We start from the raw sequence: 14,532 nt of genomic DNA on the forward strand, positions 1-14,532 counted from the left end.
CTCCTCTTTACAGCTCGAAGAAGGGCGTCTCGACGCCGTCGGCGTTGTCGTCCTGAACATAGACCGTCCAGGAGTACCCACCGTCGACCTTTGTTGCAACCAACTTGGCGCGTTCGGTTTCGGTCAGCGAACTCAGCACCGGATCGGTCGCGTGCGCGTCTGCGTCTTCCGGGAAGTACAACCGAGTGACCAGGCGATCGAGCATGCCGCGGGCAAAAATCGAGACGTTGACGTGGGGAGCTTCGTCAACCTCGGTTTCGGTGGGCAGCGCGCCGGGCTTGACGGTGTGGACCAGGGCAGTTCCGGTGGGATCTGCTGCGCTGCGGGCGAACCCACGGAAGCCTGCCGGGGTGAGCTCGACTGCGCCGCGGGGATCGTCGGGATGGTTGAAGCGCCCGAGCGTATCTGCCTGCCACGTCTCGATCATCGCGTCGGCCACCGGCGTGCGGTTGCCGTCGATCACTGTGATGGCGAGCGTGATTCGGCCAGGAGCGTCGGAAGGGGCCGCGTCGGGTCCGTCCGTCCAGGGGAGGCCGATATGCCAGTACGGGCCGACGGTCTGCGACGGCGTGACTCCGAAAGGTGCCGTGGTGAAATCGCCGGGGACGACGGGGTATGTCGGGGCGAGCGAAGCGACGGGGGATGTCGGGGCGAGCGAAGCGACGGGGGATGTGGCTGGTGCAGGCTTCGCAGTTTTGTCAGTCATCGTGGTCTTCCTCGTTCTCGAATACGGAAGCGTTACGTCCGCGCAGGACGATGTCGAAGCGGAACCCGAGAGCCCAGTTGGGTGCTGTGGCGGTGTAGTCGAAGACGCTGACTATGCGATGACGCGCTTCTTCAGGTACGGCGTTGTAGATCGGGTCCTGGAAGAACATCGGGTCGTCGGGGAAGTACATCTGCGTCACCAGGCGCTGCGTGAATGCCGTACCGAACAGCGAGAAGTGGATATGGGCCGGGCGCCACGCGTTGTCGTGGTTCATCCACGGGTAGGCGCCTGGCTTGATGGTGGTGAACGAATAGTGGCCGTCGGCGTCCGTCACACAACGGCCGAGACCGTTGAAGAACGGATCGAGTGGAGCCGGCCAGTTGTCACCCGTGTGGCGGTAGCGTCCGCCGGCGTTGGCCTGCCACACCTCCAGAAGGGTGTGGGGGACTGGCTTGCCGTCACCGTCGAGGACACGGCCGTGAACCACGATGCGCTGCCCTTGTGCTTCGCCTCCGTTGGCGATGGTCAGATCGTTTTCACCAGCGCCGACGCGGTCCTCACCGAAAACCGGCCCGGTCAATTCCGTGAGGCGCTGCGGGAGCAGCTTCAGCGGTTGCTTGGGGTGGCGGAGGGAGGTGGTCTTGTAGTCCGCGAAATCAGCCGGGGCGTTGACGCCGGTCGGCCGCTGGTACCTCGGCGGTAAATGCAGCATAGGGAACCTCGTCGTTCGATTACGTGTTCGCAATGTGTACAGGTGATGCGCTCTGCGAACAGACTAGTTCGTTGTTGTGACCCAGGCAATGCCGGGGGCGAAAAATGTTCGTAATACGCACAGGGGTTCACAATACGTACGGCGCGCGCTACTGTGATCGACATGATGGACAAAGTCATTCCCACTGCAGCCGAGGCCGTCGCGGACGTGCCGGACGGCGTCACGATCGCTGTCGGAGGTTTCGGGCTCGTCGGAGTGCCCGAGATCCTCATCAACGCTCTGCTCGAGCAAGGCGCAACGTCACTCGAGACCGTGAGTAACAACTGCGGCACTGATGGATTCGGCCTCGGGGTGCTCCTCGAGAAGGGGCGGATTCGCCGGACCGTCAGCTCGTACGTGGGCTCCAACAAGGAGTTCGCTCGCCAGTATCTCGCCGGTGAACTGGAAGTGGAGCTCACTCCGCAGGGCACCCTCGCTGAGCGCATGCGCGCAGGTGGCGCAGGTATCCCCGCGTTCTTCACGCCCGCGGGTGTCGGCACCCAGGTCGCCGACGGCGGCTTGCCGCTCCGCTACGACGGAAGCGGCGGCATCGCAGTTGCCAGCCCGCCCAAGGAGACTCGCGACTTCGACGGCGTCACCTATGTGATGGAACGAGGCATCGTCGCCGACTACGCCCTGGTTCACGCCTGGAAAGGTGACCGGCACGGCAATCTCGTCTACCGAGCAAGCACTCAGAACTTCAACCCGGCCGCGGCAACATCCGGTCGGATCACCATCGCTCAGGTGGAACACCTCGTGGAACCCGGCGAACTCGACCCTGCCGAGATCCACACACCAGGCATCCATGTCCAGCGAGTTGTCCACGTCGGCCCCGTGACGGTCGGCATCGAGAATCGGACGGTACGAGCATGACACTGACAAACGAGGCGGGCCAAGCTCCCACCAAACTCACCCGTGAAGAGATGGCTGCGCGGGTCGCTCGCGAACTCGAAGACGGCCAGTACGTGAACCTCGGCATCGGCATGCCGACGCTGGTTCCGAACTACCTGCCCACGGACATCACCGTCGTATTGCATTCGGAGAACGGCGTTTTGGGTGTCGGGCCGTACCCGACCGAGGATGAACTCGATCCCGAACTGATCAATGCCGGTAAGGAAACCATCACGGTGCTACCCGGCGCGTCGTTCTTCGGCTCGTCCGCGTCGTTCGGCATGATTCGCGGTGGCCAGGTGGACGTTGCTGTCCTCGGGGCCATGCAGGTCAGCGCCACCGGTGATCTCGCGAACTGGATGATTCCCGGTCACATGGTCAAGGGAATGGGCGGCGCGATGGACCTGGTCCACGGCGCCAAGCGCGTCATCGTGATGATGGAGCACGTGTCCAAGAAGGGTGAGCACAAGATTGTCGAAGAATGCTCCCTTCCGCTCACCGGCAAGGATTGTGTGCAGCGGATCATCACCGACATGGCGGTCATCGACGTGACCGCCGACGGTCTTCGCCTGGTCGAAACGGCGCCGGGAGTGAGCGTCGACGACGTTGTTGCCGCCACCGGAGCAAAACTGCTCGTCTGACGGTTCAGCGGACTCCGCGAGTGCGGAACTGCACGCTGATCCGCGGGCCGAGGGCGCGAGCGCTCTTGGGTACAGCGTGCTCCCACGTCCGTTGGCACGAACCTCCCATGACCAGCAGGTCGCCGTGCCCGAGGTTGAAGCGGATGGACTCACCGCCGCCGCGGGGACGAAGAAGTAGCGGGCGGGCAGCACCGAGCGACAGGATGGCTACCATCGTGTCCTCGGTGCGGCTTCGCCCGGTGTCGTCGCCGTGCCACGCGACGCTGTCGCTGCCGTCGCGGTAAAAGCACAGGCCGGACGTGGTGAACGGTTCGCCCAGTTCACTGCGATAGTGGCTGCTCAGAGCGTCCTTCGCCTCGGTGAGCAGGGGATCCGGTAGTGGCTCGTTCTCGTTGTAGAAACACACCAGTCGCGGAACGTCGACCACGCGGTCGTACATCTGCCGCCGTTCGGCACGCCAGGGCACCGATCGTTCGAGGGTGTCGAACACGGCCTCGGACCCAGTGAGCCAGGCCGGCCTGTGATCGACCCATGCGCCCGCGGTGAGTTTCCGGCGTTGCAGGGTTTTGTCGAGGTCAGCCAAGGAAACACCTAGGTCGACATTGTCGAACAGTGACTGTTGCATGGCGCTGGACATGAAGATCAGACTACACCCAAAGCTAGAACATATGTTCGAATTTTCGAAGGATTCGCGGCGCATCAAGTTAGGCGGCCCACCTCCCGGCGAGTGACAGCCGGGCGGCAGGCCTGTTGCGGCTGACCCCTCGCTCCGAAATCTCCGCCGCAATCGGTCAATACCCCGGAAGGCGGCTCGCGAAACACACCTAGGTCGCTCCTTGTCTCGCCGCCGCGGCAGATTGCGCCTGCCACCGCTCTTCGACGCGTCCCAGCTTCCATACGGCAATCGCAACAAGCCAGGTGATCGCAAACAGTCCCACGATGATGAAGCCCATCGCGCCCCAGTCCAGGTTGCCGATCGTGCCCAGGATTCCGGTGTGAATATCGAGTTTCTCGGTGAAGATCGAGATGATCTCCTGCACTCCGATGATGAGGGCGACGGCAACAGACAAGCCGGTAATCACCATGTTGTAGTAGATCTTTCGGACCGGCTGCGCAAACGCCCAACCGTAGGCGAAATTCATGAACGAACCGTCGATGGAGTCGAAGAGGCACATCCCGGCGCAGAACAGAATCGGCAGAACGAGAATCGAATACCACGGTAATCCCGTCACAGCTGCGCCGCCGGCGATGACGAGCAAGCCGACCTCGGTTACGGTGTCGAACCCCAGGCCGAACAGTAATCCGACTGGATACATGTGCCATGGCTTGCGGACCGTTTTCATGACCGGCCCCAGAATCTTGTTCAACGCGCCGCGGCTGTCGAGTTCCTTCTCGAGTTGTTCTTCGTCGAACGTTCCGGCCTTGTATTTTGTATAGACCCGGTGAATTCCGATGAGGGACACAAGGTTCAGGAGGCCGATCAGGATCAGGAAAGTGCCCGAGACAGTGGTTCCGAACAATCCGGCCCATTTCCCCAGGTCGGAATTCTCGTCAGAGAGGGTGGACGCCAGCCGTCGTACGCCCAGCGCGAGCAGTGCAACCATGACAAATACGATGGTCGAATGGCCGAGTGAGAACCAAAACCCCACGGACATGGGCTTTTTGCCATCGGCAACAAGCTTGCGTGTTGTGTTGTCGATGGCGGCGATGTGGTCGGCGTCGAAGGCATGTCGCATTCCGAGCGTGTAGGCGGTGACGCCCAGTCCGACGCCGAACGCGCTGCCCTCGACGGTGTAGTGCCCGGGAACGACCAGGCCGAGCAGCACTGCCCAGCCGACGACGTTGAGCGTGACGACCGTGGCCGTCATTCCGATGATGCTGCGTCGCTGGGAGCGGTCCAGGCTTGTCCACGCTGCGACGAGTTTGTTTCCGGTCGAGTGTGTATCCGTCGTCATCGAACGTCACCGATTTCGTGTGGAGGGTCGGCGGGCCTGACACGGAAAAATGTCATAGATAAATCGTATAAGTGTTCAACTGTTCAGATAAGGGCGTTCTTGTTACAGATTGCCCATCAGGGAGTAAAGGTGCTTTGCTGCCTGATGGGAAAGTCAGGCGAAGATCGTGTTCATCAACGCGACGTACATCGCGGTCCCGACGACGATGCTCAGCACTGCGTTCTTTCGCCACAGATGGATTGCGGCGGTGGCCGAGACGGCGATCAGTTCGGGTAATCCGTGTGAGGGCCCGGTGACGGAGACGTTCTTCAGTGAGTACATCACCAGGATCAGCATCACTCCCGCCGGCATGTAGATGCCGAGGTACGCGACGAGGGCCGACGAGCGCAGTGGCTTCAGGACGGCAAAGGGTATGGCGCGCAACGCAAAAGTGACGACGGCCATGATGGCAACGGCGCTGAAGATGTACGTGGTGTCAGGCATCTACTGCTGCTTTTCGGGAGGTGGCGAAGTATCGGATGATCAGGAAGGTGACAAACCCGCCCATGGCGATCGGTAGGACATGTTCGGGTGCGATGAGGCGGGCCACCAGTGCGCAGGTGACCGCTGCCGCTGGGACGGTGTAGCCGCTTTGAGCTCGCATCGCTTCGATCGACAGGACGACGAACAGGGCTGTGAGCGCAAAGTCCATTCCGACGATCGAATCGGGAATCCATTGTCCCGCAGTAGCTCCGAGAATTGCTCCGCCAACCCAGTAGCCGTGCAGGAACAGTTGCGAGAAGACGATGACCCGGCCGGAGAGGGCTTTGGGATCGGTTGTCACCGACATGGCATACGCCTCGTCGGTGAGAGCGAACATGCTGTAGAAGCGTGCAAACGGATTCTGCACCTTGTTCAGTGGGAAGCTCAGCGCATAAAAGACGTGCCGAAAGTTGACCAGCAACGCGGTGAGTGCGACGTAAGGCAGGGGAGTCATCGCGGCGACCATGCCGACGGCAATGAACTCGAGCGATCCGGCATAGATCAACGAAGTGAAAACCAGTGCCCACCAAGGGTTCAGGCCTTGCTGCACAACAAGCACCCCGAGGGCGATGCCGAGTGGCAGGAGTCCGATGCCGACCGGCAATGACAATGCAAAGGCGCGTCGCCACGCCGGGCTCTGGCGCGCGGCATCGACGGCAGTTGCATCCGCTGATGTTGAAGATTCGATCACCCCAGAAATGTAGTACAAAGTCCGCGGTTGACGATTGCCCAGAATGCGCGGAATTCAGACTTTGCGCAATAATATCCGCATGGATGCCATGGATGACGCAATTTTATTCCACATCCGTCAGGACTCCAGTCTGACCAACACCGAATTGGCGGATCTGGTGGGGCTGACGCCGTCGCCGTGCCTGCGCCGGGTCAAGAAACTCGAGGCCGACGGAGTCATCACCGGTTACCGGGCAATCGTCAGCCCCGAGGCGCTCGACCGCGGATTTCAGGTGATCGTGACCGCCGAGATCGGCGTCAACGACCAGGCGACCATCGAGGACTTCGAATCACGCGTCGCGGCTTTCGACGAAGTGATCGAATGTCGACGGCTCTTCGGGATCCCCGACTACTTCATTCGCGTCGCGGTGAAGGATCTCGCGACATACGAACAGTTCATGGCCACCAAACTCAGTGGCCTCCCCGCTGTGTCGCGGGTGACCTCGCTCATCACGATGAAAACCATCAAGAGTGTGGACTGAGATTTTTGTCGGTAGGTGGCGTTAACGTCGGAACATGGGATACGAATTTCAAGTCACCGTGGACTCCGCGCAACCACATGAACAGGCAAAATGGTGGGCGGCCGCTCTCGGCTGGGCTGTCGAGCCGAGCGATGAGGATTTCATCAGAGGTCTCGTCGCAGCTGGGCACGCGCAAGAATCCGACACAACCACTTTTGAAGGCGTGCTCGTCTGGAGGGAAGGTGCAGCCATCAGCGACCCGGAACATCCGGAGCGTCCGCGAGTTCTGTTTCAGCTGGTGCCCGAGAAGAAAACGGTGAAAAACCGACTTCACCTGGATATCAGAGTGGGAGACAACCGTGAGGACGTAGCCGCTCATCTCGAGGCGGTCGGCGCGACGATACTTCACCGAGGTCAGCAAGGCCCGAGCGTGTGGATCACGATGTCCGACCCGGAGGGCAACGAATTCTGTGTCAGTTAGCGGTACGAGCTGGGAGTATCTCCGGTCCAGCGTTTGAACGCGCGGCGGAACGCGCTGGGCTCGGAGAACCCGAGGCGAGCCGACAGGACGTCTACCGACTCGCCCCGGCCAAGGCCGGCGATCGCGACGTCGCGGAGCACCTCTTCGCGTAGCTGATTCAGTGACGTGCCCTCGCGGCGAAGCAACCGTCGCAAGTGCGGCACGCTGATCGAGAGCATTTCGGCAATCTCTTCCGCTGTCGAGGTGCGCCCCTTCACGCCTAACTCCACAACTCGGCGTACCTGGGCTGACGCGGTGCTGTCGTAATCGCGCTCGGACATCAGCTGGATAGGCGACGCGCGCAAGTACTCCTCGAGGGATTCCTCGGTCTGGATGATCGGCGCTCGCATCGCAGAATTGTCGAAATCCAAAGCGGCGCAGGGCGCATCGAACGTAACCGGGACGCCGAAGATGTAGTCGTAGTCTTGGGCCAACCGCGCATCCGGCGCCGAGTACGGGAACTCGACGGCCCGAAGCCGGACCCGCTTGCCGATCAACCACGCGGCAAATCGGTGTAGGAGGATCAGCATGAAGTCCGTTGTCACGCGTGCCGCGATATCGGGTTCGGAGATTCCTTCCCGCGGGTGACCGGAGAAACTGATGCGTGTGCTCTCCTCGCCCGCTTCTATCGTCAATGGGGCCAAACTCGGCAGTGCACGGATCACATCTGCCATCCGAGCGAAAGCGCTACCGAGGTCGGGGCAGTGAATCAACGTCAGGCAGATCAGCCGAAAGGTGCCGCGGGGGACAGGGGCGCGCCCGAGACCGAATAATTCGTCGTTCGTGATCTGCCAGGTGGTTTGGATGAAGGTAGTCACCTGTGTGGGGGTGAGCCGGGCACGTGGGTCCGCGAGCGTGGTGAGATCGATTCCCGCTGCCCGCAAGGCACCCGACAAGTCCACATTGTTGTCCGGCGAGAACATGAGATAACGCTGAATAAATGCAGTGGGGATGGTGCGAGCATTCATGGGTGAGCGGCTCCCCGGAGCAGATGGAGGCGTCTCGCTGCTTCGGCAAGTACGTGGTCCTGTTTGCAGAATGCAAACCGCACCAAGTGCTTCCAGCTGTCACGGTTGTCGGCGAATACGTCGACGGGGACGGCTGCGACTCCGATGCGTTCCGGCAACGCGCGGCAGAAATCTCCCGCGTCGGATTCGCCCAGTGGCCGGATGTCCGCGAGCAGAAAGTAGGTGCCGCCGCCCGAATGCACGTGGAGTCCCGCGTCGGTCAACGCGTCGGCAAGCACATCTCGCTTGGACTGCAGACTCGATCGCAGATCCGCGACCCACGCTTGCTCATTGGTCAGGGCGTACGCAACAGCCGGCTGGAACGGCGCGCCGGCAACGAAGGACATGAACTGTTTGGCCGCGCGCACGCCGTCGATGAGCTCGCGCGGGCCGATCGCCCAGCCGGTCTTCCAGCCGGTGACATTGAAAGTTTTTGCGGCGCTGGACACTGTGACGGTGCGTTCACGCATTCCGGGCAGCGACGCCATCGGTGTATGCGTGAGGCCGTCGAACACCAAGTGCTCGTAGACTTCGTCGCTCAGCACGATCAGGTCGCGTTCGCACGCAATTTCTGCAAGTGCGCGCAATTCGTCATCGGTGAACACCGTCCCGGTGGGGTTGTGTGGACTGTTGACCACCAGCATCTTTGTCTTGGGGGTAATCGCTGCCTTGACTGCATCGATGTCGACAACAAATTTGTCACCCGACGCGACCAACGGGACGGTACGACGGATCGCGCCGGCCAGAGCGACGGAAGCCGCGTACGAGTCGTAGTACGGCTCGATAAGTACTACTTCCTCACCGGGTTCGACCAAACCCAGAATTGCAGCGCTGATCGCTTCGGTGGCTCCGACGGTCACCAGCACTTCGGAATCAGGATCGAATTCCAAGCCGTACCGTGCCATCCGGTCGGCGGCAACGGCCTGGCGTAGAACTGGCATACCCGGGCCCGGCGGATACTGGTTGACTCCGTCGGCGATGGCTTGGCGCGCGACGTCGAGCATCGCGGCGGGTCCGTCGGTGTCGGGAAATCCTTGGCCGAGATTGACGGCGTTGTGAAGAGTTGCCAGTGCCGTCATCTCCGCGAAGATCGTGGACGCAAAAGGCTGCAGGCGCGAAACGGTGCGATTGCGGGGCGTCGAAGGCATCCTTCCAGCTTAGTCGGCAGTAGTTGCATCTTCGCATCACTGCCTGGGCCCTGAATCGGCGCAGATCAACTGCCCCGGAAAACAAGTTCATGTATCAACTGACAAATATCGATTGACGTCAGTTGTCAGCATGAGTAATGTGAGTCACACACTGCTTCGAGAACGCGACACGACGCAGTCCGATTGGTTTGTCGATAGTTCTGATCTGGTTCTCGGACCCGATCTTCGAGATCGGCGCGCACACGCTGCGCGCGCCGAGTCCTCACTTCCTCACCACGGCACATCTTCAGTCGAAGGAGTTTGCATGAAACTCGAAAACAAGATTGTTCTGATCACCGGCGGCGGTTCAGGTCTCGGTCGTCAGTGCTCACAACTTTTTGCCTCGGAAGGCGCCAAGATTGCAGTAGTCGACATCGACAAGGATCGGGCCGAAGGGACCGTGAAACTGGTTGAGCAGCAGGGTGGAACTGCGATAGCGCTGACAGCGGACGTCAGTGTCGAAGCTCAGGTGGTGGATGCAGTTGCAGCCACGGTTGACGCTTTCGGCAAACTCGACGTCGTCTTCGCCAATGCCGGCGTAGTCTCGCGCGGCGGAGTTCCGTCCGTCGCGGGCGGCGAGGTTGTCGACTTCCAGGACCTGACGGATGCCGATTGGCAGGCGGTGTTGGGGGTGAATCTCAGTGGGGTCTTCTACACCGCAAAGGCAGCGGTACCTGCACTAAGGGCGAATGGCGGCGGCGTGATTCTTGCAACCTCTTCGGCCGCATCGTTTCTCGCGTACCACAGCATCGCCATGTACTCGGCTACCAAAGCCGGGGTCAATGGTTTGGTACGCGGATTGAGCCTTGACCTCGGCAAATATGGGATTCGGGTCAATGCGATCGCCCCGACTCACGGAATGTCACCCAACTTCCTGATGCCGGCCGGATCGCCGGTCGTCGGACAGTCGTACGAGGAGACTGCCGGTCCCTGGGACCCGGGTATCTCGCCTATTCCGCTGAAACTCAATCGTCCTCCGTCGCTGTCGGACAACGCCCGCGCTGCGCTGTTCCTGGTTTCCGACGATTCGGCGTACATCTCCGGCGTGACACTTCCGACCACCGACGGCGGAACACTCTCGCGTGTCGGGATGTGGTTCCCGGAGGACGAAGGCACCCCGACCCTCGACGCGAGCGCCTAGCTCACGCGATCCTGCACCCACAGTGAAATGTTGTACGACAAGATAGTTGGAGAGGATCAATGATCGATACAGGCCAAGAGGCAACGCATTTGGTGGTCGACCGGTCTGCGTGCGCCGGCCACGGATTGTGTTACTCGGCATCACCCGACCTCCTCGACAGCGATGAGCAGGGCAATCCGGTAATTCTGCGTGACCCGCTGACTCCTGACGACATCGGTGCGGCAGATGCCGCGGTCATCGTCTGCCCGGAACGCGCCCTGACAGTCCAGTCCTGAACGCACTCTCGCAGTCCAGTCCTGCCCGGATCAATGCCGGCACCGTGAAATTCCCCCATTTTTCGAGAAAGTGACTCGATGACAACAACAGAACAGGCGCCCACGAATCTGGTGGTCGATTTCGACATTTACGATCCGTCGCTCGCCCAGCCGGTCGACACCGTGCAGGAGCGGGTGGCGGAATTGGCCGGCAAAGGTCCGGTGGTCTACTCCACCGCACATGGCGGACATTGGATTGTCACGCACTACAAGGAAATTCACGAGGTTCTCCGAGATCCCGAGACGTTCTCGAGTTACCCCAACAACCTTGTCACCGGCCCGGGTGGAATGGGCAAGTTCATCCCCATCGAACTTGATCCGCCGGAGCACACCGGATACCGCCTCGCGCTGCAGCCGCTCTTCAGCCCGAACCGGATGAAAGCGCTCACCGAGCAGATTCGCGAACTTGTCAACGAACTGATCGACAAGTTCGCGGGAGCCGGAGAATCGGAGTTCATCGCGGACTTTGCGCACGAGCTTCCCACCAGAGTCTTTCTGGCGCTGATGGATTGGCCGGTCGAGGATGCCCCGTTGTTCACCGAAGCGACGGACACGGTTCTGACCGGAAAGCCGGGTGCCAGCGAGGAAGAATCCCAACAGGCACGGGCGATGGCCGGAATGCAGATGCTGGGATACTTCCAGAAGATGGTGGACGAGCGTCGTGCAAACCCCGGAAGCGACATCACCTCGACATTGATTCACACGGAAGTGGAACTCGAAGACGGAAAGCGGTTGCTTACCGACGAAGAGCTCAACCGGATGTTCTTCCTGCTGTTGATCGCTGGACTGCACACCGTGCAGGGATCATTGGCGTGGAGCATCATTCACTTGGTGAACAATCCGGCGCAGCGCGACGCGCTGATCGACGACGACACACTGATTTCCACAGCGGTCGAGGAGATCCTTCGTATCGAAGCTGCCGTGGTCCCCGGCCGTTGCGCCACCAAGGATGTCGAATTGGGCGGCGTGACCATCCACAAGGGTGATCAGCTCATTCTGATGCTGTGCTCGGCCAACCGCGATTCTGCGGAATTCGAGGATCCCGACGAACTGGATCTCGAACGTCATCCCAACCGGCATCTCTCGTTCGGATCAGGTGCTCACCGCTGCCTCGGTTCGCACCTCGCGCGGATCGAGCTCTCCATTGCGCTGGAGGAATTGCACCGTCGCATACCGGATTACGACCTCGTCGACTCCGACCCGCCGATTCTGCATTCAAGCCAGGTTCGCGGCTGCGCGCGTCTGCCGATTCGATTCACCCCGGAGACGTGAGATGTCCGCAACTATCGGGTCCGCGCTGGCGTGGTGGGCTCGTACATCCGGCGATCGCGCGGCAATCGTCATCGAAGACGAGTCGCTGACGTATCGAGAGCTTCAGGACTGGTCGAGTCGCGTAGCACGGGACCTGTCGAACTCCGGTGTGAATCCAGGCGATCGAGTGGGGCTTCTCGGACCCAACTCGATGGAGTGGCCGGCAATTGCGTTGGGCGTCATCAAGTCCGGAGCTGTCCTGGTCCCTCTCAACCCACGGCTCAAGCCTGCCGAACTGCGCAAGGTGGTTGATGATTCGGGGGCACTCACTGTCATTACGCCGGCGGAGTTCGCAGACGGCGTCGAGGCGGCCAAGGCGCTGGGCGCGTCGTTCGGCATCAGGGACTTCGGCGAGTTCACCACGCTCCGGAACGGCGCTGTCGACGATTACCGGATCGACACGGAGCCCGAGGACCCGACAGCGCTGATCTTCACGAGTGGCTCGACAGGTCTGTCGAAAGGCGTGATCTGCACCAACCGCACGTTGCTCAACATCGTGTTCGAAGCTTCTCTCACCGAGGAAGGTCTTCGACCGGGTTCGACGTCGCTGCTGGTTCTGCCCCTCGTGTTCACGCCTGGCCTTGTCTGGGGCCTGCTGATGACCACTGTGCTCGGTGGAACGATTGTCATCGAGAAAGAATTTGTTCCCGGCCGTGCGGCAAAGTTGTTGGGTGAGCACCAGGTTCAGGCAATCTTCGGCGTTCCACTGATCTTCGACGCGATCTCTCGGTCACAGGAATTTGCCGAGGCGGATTTATCCTCACTGCGGACCGCCATCGTCGGAGGAGCCGCCGTCGCGCCCGCTTTGTCAGCGCGTTGGGCGGACAAGGGTGTTGCACTACGGCAGATCTACGGGATGACGGAAGCCGGCGGAGTCGCAACTGCAACACCGGTGGCGGAAGCCTTCGATCATCCGGATTCGTGCGGGAACGGCTCGATCTTCACCGAGGTCAAGGTGGTGCGTGCGGACGGTACCGAGGCGGATCCCGGCGAGCAGGGGGAAATCCTCCTGCGTGGTCCCGGAGTTACGCCGGGATACTGGAACGACGAGGAATCAACCGCTGCCGCTTTGCGTGATGGGTGGTTGCACAGTGGCGATCTCGGAACACGGGACAAAGAAGGCCGAGTTGCTTTTGTCGATCGGCTGAAGGATCTCATCATCACGGGTGGTATCAACGTTTCGCCGGTCGAGATCGAACGTGTCATCGGTGAGATCGACGGGGTGGACGAGGTTGCAGTTATTGCCGCAGCGGATCAGCGCTTCGGCGAGACCCCTGCGGCCATCGTGACCGTGAGCGGCGACGTCGACGAGGCGGCGATCATCGAGCACTGTGATCGGTTGGTTGCCGACTACAAGGTGCCCCGATACGTCGTCATTCGAGACGAACCGTTGCCACGGTTGCCTAGTGGGAAGCTGTCGAAGACGGCGATTCGATCGGAGTACGCCGACGTTGCCGAGCGGTTCGTGAAACGACGGTGACGCTCTGGCGTCATGATTGGCTGTGCCGGCCCTGCTACGCCTGCTCAGGCGCCAGCAGGGCCGGTTGCGTTCAGAGCGAAGGGGACGGGTACGGCTACGGACAAATGTCGATTCTTGTATCCTGACAAGCAAACTACTCGGCGCTGTGCCGAGTATCCAGAAGGGGTTGGTATGGCGCGGCGGAGAAGTGGTGGTGTCCTCAGTGAGGATGCAGACGAGGCGCGCGCCCAGATCCTGAAGGCCGCGGAAGCGACATTTCAGCGGTACAGCATCGCTAAGACCACGATGGACGACATCGCCAAGGAAGCGGGCGTCTCGAGGCCCACGATCTACCGGTACTTCCGCGACCGGGACACCTTGATCGCAGCGATGGTGGAGACGCGGTCGCGACGCTTGTTCGACAAGGCTCGTGCGTACCTTCGCGAGCGCGCGACGTTTGCCGAGCAGATTGTCGACGGATTGATTTTCTTGGTCGACAGAGGCCGCAAGGACGACTTGATCCGGCTGATTGTCAGCCCGGAACACATGAACATGGCTACAGCCCTGCTGGGGAGTTCAGGTCTGGCGACCAGACTGACCTTGGAAATGTGGGAGCCGCTGATCGACGAGGCGCGAGAACGCGGAGAGATTCGCGACGGTCTCACCGATGAGCAGATTTGCGAGTGGATTACATTGGTCGAGCTTATTCTTGTGGGGCGCATGGACTTCGGGTCCAGCGACGACCCTGAGCACCGACGCATGCTGACCACATTTCTCCTTCCGGGCATCGTGACGGATACATCGGCCGCGGACGCCCGACTCGTTACATAATCCAGGTTGACGGCTTACCGGCCCCGTATGCGGATCTCACGCATGCGGGGCTGTTTTGTATGTCTGCGATCGAGGACTCGGTTCTGCAAGCTGGAATGTATTGATG

General features: G+C 61.0%; 17 protein-coding genes. 9 read left to right on the plus strand and 8 right to left on the minus strand.

All coding sequences use genetic code 11. The features are described from left to right. Positions 1-7 precede the first annotated feature (7 nt). Together pcaG and pcaH are read right to left on the minus strand one after the other, a co-directional pair. On the minus strand, positions 8-706 hold the full coding sequence (gene pcaG / locus R4P64_RS18450) for a protocatechuate 3,4-dioxygenase subunit alpha (RefSeq protein WP_317822141.1): 699 nt from the start codon (positions 704-706) through the stop codon (positions 8-10). Further along, positions 699-1,418 carry a protocatechuate 3,4-dioxygenase subunit beta gene (gene pcaH, locus R4P64_RS18455; RefSeq protein WP_317822142.1) on the minus strand — a complete coding sequence of 240 codons (720 nt, stop codon included), beginning with the start codon at positions 1,416-1,418 and terminating at the stop codon, positions 699-701. The genes pcaG and pcaH overlap by 8 nt, the downstream gene beginning before the upstream one ends. A gap of 165 nt (positions 1,419-1,583) precedes the next feature. Between pcaH and R4P64_RS18460 the strand changes: the two genes are divergently transcribed. Together R4P64_RS18460 and R4P64_RS18465 are read left to right on the plus strand one after the other, a co-directional pair. Next, positions 1,584-2,330: a CoA transferase subunit A gene (locus R4P64_RS18460; RefSeq protein WP_033234061.1), complete on the plus strand. Its 747-nt coding sequence runs from the start codon at positions 1,584-1,586 to the stop codon at positions 2,328-2,330. Next, positions 2,327-2,989, plus strand: coding sequence for a CoA transferase subunit B (locus R4P64_RS18465; RefSeq protein ID WP_317822143.1), 663 nt, complete (start codon positions 2,327-2,329; stop codon positions 2,987-2,989). Before R4P64_RS18460 ends, R4P64_RS18465 begins: the two co-directional genes overlap by 4 nt. A 4-nt stretch (positions 2,990-2,993) precedes the next feature. Here R4P64_RS18465 and R4P64_RS18470 read toward each other — a convergent pair whose 3' ends face one another. From R4P64_RS18470 to R4P64_RS18485, 4 genes are all read right to left on the minus strand, one after another. Beyond that, the gene (locus R4P64_RS18470) at positions 2,994-3,626 is read right to left on the minus strand and encodes an alpha-ketoglutarate-dependent dioxygenase AlkB (RefSeq protein ID WP_317822144.1); all 633 of its coding nucleotides are present in this window, start codon (positions 3,624-3,626) and stop codon (positions 2,994-2,996) included. A 187-nt stretch (positions 3,627-3,813) separates the two neighbouring features. Beyond that, on the minus strand, positions 3,814-4,890 hold the full coding sequence (locus R4P64_RS18475) for a HoxN/HupN/NixA family nickel/cobalt transporter (protein WP_411742691.1): 1,077 nt from the start codon (positions 4,888-4,890) through the stop codon (positions 3,814-3,816). 207 nt (positions 4,891-5,097) lie between these two features. Beyond that, positions 5,098-5,427 (minus strand): branched-chain amino acid transporter permease, encoded by a 330-nt coding sequence (locus tag R4P64_RS18480; RefSeq protein ID WP_045068960.1) that lies wholly within the window; start codon positions 5,425-5,427, stop codon positions 5,098-5,100. Next, complete coding sequence (locus R4P64_RS18485; protein WP_245005969.1) at positions 5,420-6,157, minus strand: AzlC family ABC transporter permease; 738 nt, start codon at positions 6,155-6,157, stop codon at positions 5,420-5,422. The genes R4P64_RS18480 and R4P64_RS18485 overlap by 8 nt, the downstream gene beginning before the upstream one ends. A gap of 79 nt (positions 6,158-6,236) precedes the next feature. Between R4P64_RS18485 and R4P64_RS18490 the strand changes: the two genes are divergently transcribed. After that, a complete protein-coding gene (locus tag R4P64_RS18490; protein WP_317822149.1) occupies positions 6,237-6,677 on the plus strand; it encodes an Lrp/AsnC family transcriptional regulator in 441 nt (146 codons plus the stop codon). Positions 6,678-6,711: 34 nt separating this feature from the next. Next, entirely contained in the window at positions 6,712-7,137 is a 426-nt protein-coding gene (locus tag R4P64_RS18495; protein ID WP_033234067.1) for a VOC family protein, read from the plus strand. On the opposite strand, the gene R4P64_RS18500 is transcribed toward R4P64_RS18495, so the two are convergent. Continuing rightward, positions 7,134-8,144, minus strand: a complete 1,011-nt coding sequence (locus R4P64_RS18500) for an AraC family transcriptional regulator (protein WP_045068965.1) — start codon at positions 8,142-8,144, stop codon at positions 7,134-7,136. The genes R4P64_RS18495 and R4P64_RS18500 overlap by 4 nt on opposite strands. Continuing rightward, positions 8,141-9,331: a pyridoxal phosphate-dependent aminotransferase gene (locus tag R4P64_RS18505; RefSeq protein ID WP_317822154.1), complete on the minus strand. Its 1,191-nt coding sequence runs from the start codon at positions 9,329-9,331 to the stop codon at positions 8,141-8,143. The genes R4P64_RS18500 and R4P64_RS18505 overlap by 4 nt, the downstream gene beginning before the upstream one ends. 304 nt (positions 9,332-9,635) lie before the next feature. Between R4P64_RS18505 and R4P64_RS18510 the strand changes: the two genes are divergently transcribed. The 5 genes from R4P64_RS18510 (at position 9,636) to R4P64_RS18530 (ending at position 14,426) form a co-directional block, all read left to right on the plus strand. After that, a complete protein-coding gene (locus tag R4P64_RS18510) occupies positions 9,636-10,511 on the plus strand; it encodes an SDR family NAD(P)-dependent oxidoreductase (RefSeq protein WP_317540726.1) in 876 nt (291 codons plus the stop codon). A 59-nt stretch (positions 10,512-10,570) separates the two neighbouring features. Then, positions 10,571-10,786, plus strand: coding sequence for a ferredoxin (locus tag R4P64_RS18515; protein WP_172935751.1), 216 nt, complete (start codon positions 10,571-10,573; stop codon positions 10,784-10,786). Positions 10,787-10,864: 78 nt separating this feature from the next. Then, entirely contained in the window at positions 10,865-12,097 is a 1,233-nt protein-coding gene (locus tag R4P64_RS18520; RefSeq protein ID WP_172935750.1) for a cytochrome P450, read from the plus strand. Between the two features lies 1 nt (position 12,098). After that, a complete protein-coding gene (locus R4P64_RS18525; RefSeq protein WP_317822156.1) occupies positions 12,099-13,616 on the plus strand; it encodes a class I adenylate-forming enzyme family protein in 1,518 nt (505 codons plus the stop codon). Between the two features lie 171 nt (positions 13,617-13,787). Continuing rightward, entirely contained in the window at positions 13,788-14,426 is a 639-nt protein-coding gene (locus tag R4P64_RS18530) for a TetR/AcrR family transcriptional regulator (RefSeq protein WP_172935748.1), read from the plus strand. Positions 14,427-14,532: the final 106 nt, after the last annotated feature.

The sequence above is a fragment of the Rhodococcus sp. IEGM 1366 genome (assembly GCF_033142425.1).
In the GTDB taxonomy this organism is placed as follows: domain Bacteria; phylum Actinomycetota; class Actinomycetes; order Mycobacteriales; family Mycobacteriaceae; genus Rhodococcus_F; species Rhodococcus_F globerula.

Excerpts from the sequence above, each read along its gene's own strand:
- pcaG (WP_317822141.1), bottom strand. The coding sequence starts at position 706 with ATGACTGACAAAACTGCGAAGCCTGCACCAGCCACATCCCCCGTCGCT.
- pcaH (WP_317822142.1), bottom strand. The coding sequence starts at position 1,418 with ATGCTGCATTTACCGCCGAGGTACCAGCGGCCGACCGGCGTCAACGCC.
- R4P64_RS18460 (WP_033234061.1), top strand. The coding sequence starts at position 1,584 with ATGGACAAAGTCATTCCCACTGCAGCCGAGGCCGTCGCGGACGTGCCG.
- R4P64_RS18465 (WP_317822143.1), top strand. The coding sequence starts at position 2,327 with ATGACACTGACAAACGAGGCGGGCCAAGCTCCCACCAAACTCACCCGT.
- R4P64_RS18470 (WP_317822144.1), bottom strand. The coding sequence starts at position 3,626 with ATGTCCAGCGCCATGCAACAGTCACTGTTCGACAATGTCGACCTAGGT.
- R4P64_RS18480 (WP_045068960.1), bottom strand. The coding sequence starts at position 5,427 with ATGCCTGACACCACGTACATCTTCAGCGCCGTTGCCATCATGGCCGTC.
- R4P64_RS18490 (WP_317822149.1), top strand. The coding sequence starts at position 6,237 with ATGGATGCCATGGATGACGCAATTTTATTCCACATCCGTCAGGACTCC.
- R4P64_RS18495 (WP_033234067.1), top strand. The coding sequence starts at position 6,712 with ATGGGATACGAATTTCAAGTCACCGTGGACTCCGCGCAACCACATGAA.
- R4P64_RS18500 (WP_045068965.1), bottom strand. The coding sequence starts at position 8,144 with ATGAATGCTCGCACCATCCCCACTGCATTTATTCAGCGTTATCTCATG.
- R4P64_RS18505 (WP_317822154.1), bottom strand. The coding sequence starts at position 9,331 with ATGCCTTCGACGCCCCGCAATCGCACCGTTTCGCGCCTGCAGCCTTTT.
- R4P64_RS18510 (WP_317540726.1), top strand. The coding sequence starts at position 9,636 with ATGAAACTCGAAAACAAGATTGTTCTGATCACCGGCGGCGGTTCAGGT.
- R4P64_RS18515 (WP_172935751.1), top strand. The coding sequence starts at position 10,571 with ATGATCGATACAGGCCAAGAGGCAACGCATTTGGTGGTCGACCGGTCT.
- R4P64_RS18520 (WP_172935750.1), top strand. The coding sequence starts at position 10,865 with ATGACAACAACAGAACAGGCGCCCACGAATCTGGTGGTCGATTTCGAC.
- R4P64_RS18525 (WP_317822156.1), top strand. The coding sequence starts at position 12,099 with ATGTCCGCAACTATCGGGTCCGCGCTGGCGTGGTGGGCTCGTACATCC.
- R4P64_RS18530 (WP_172935748.1), top strand. The coding sequence starts at position 13,788 with ATGGCGCGGCGGAGAAGTGGTGGTGTCCTCAGTGAGGATGCAGACGAG.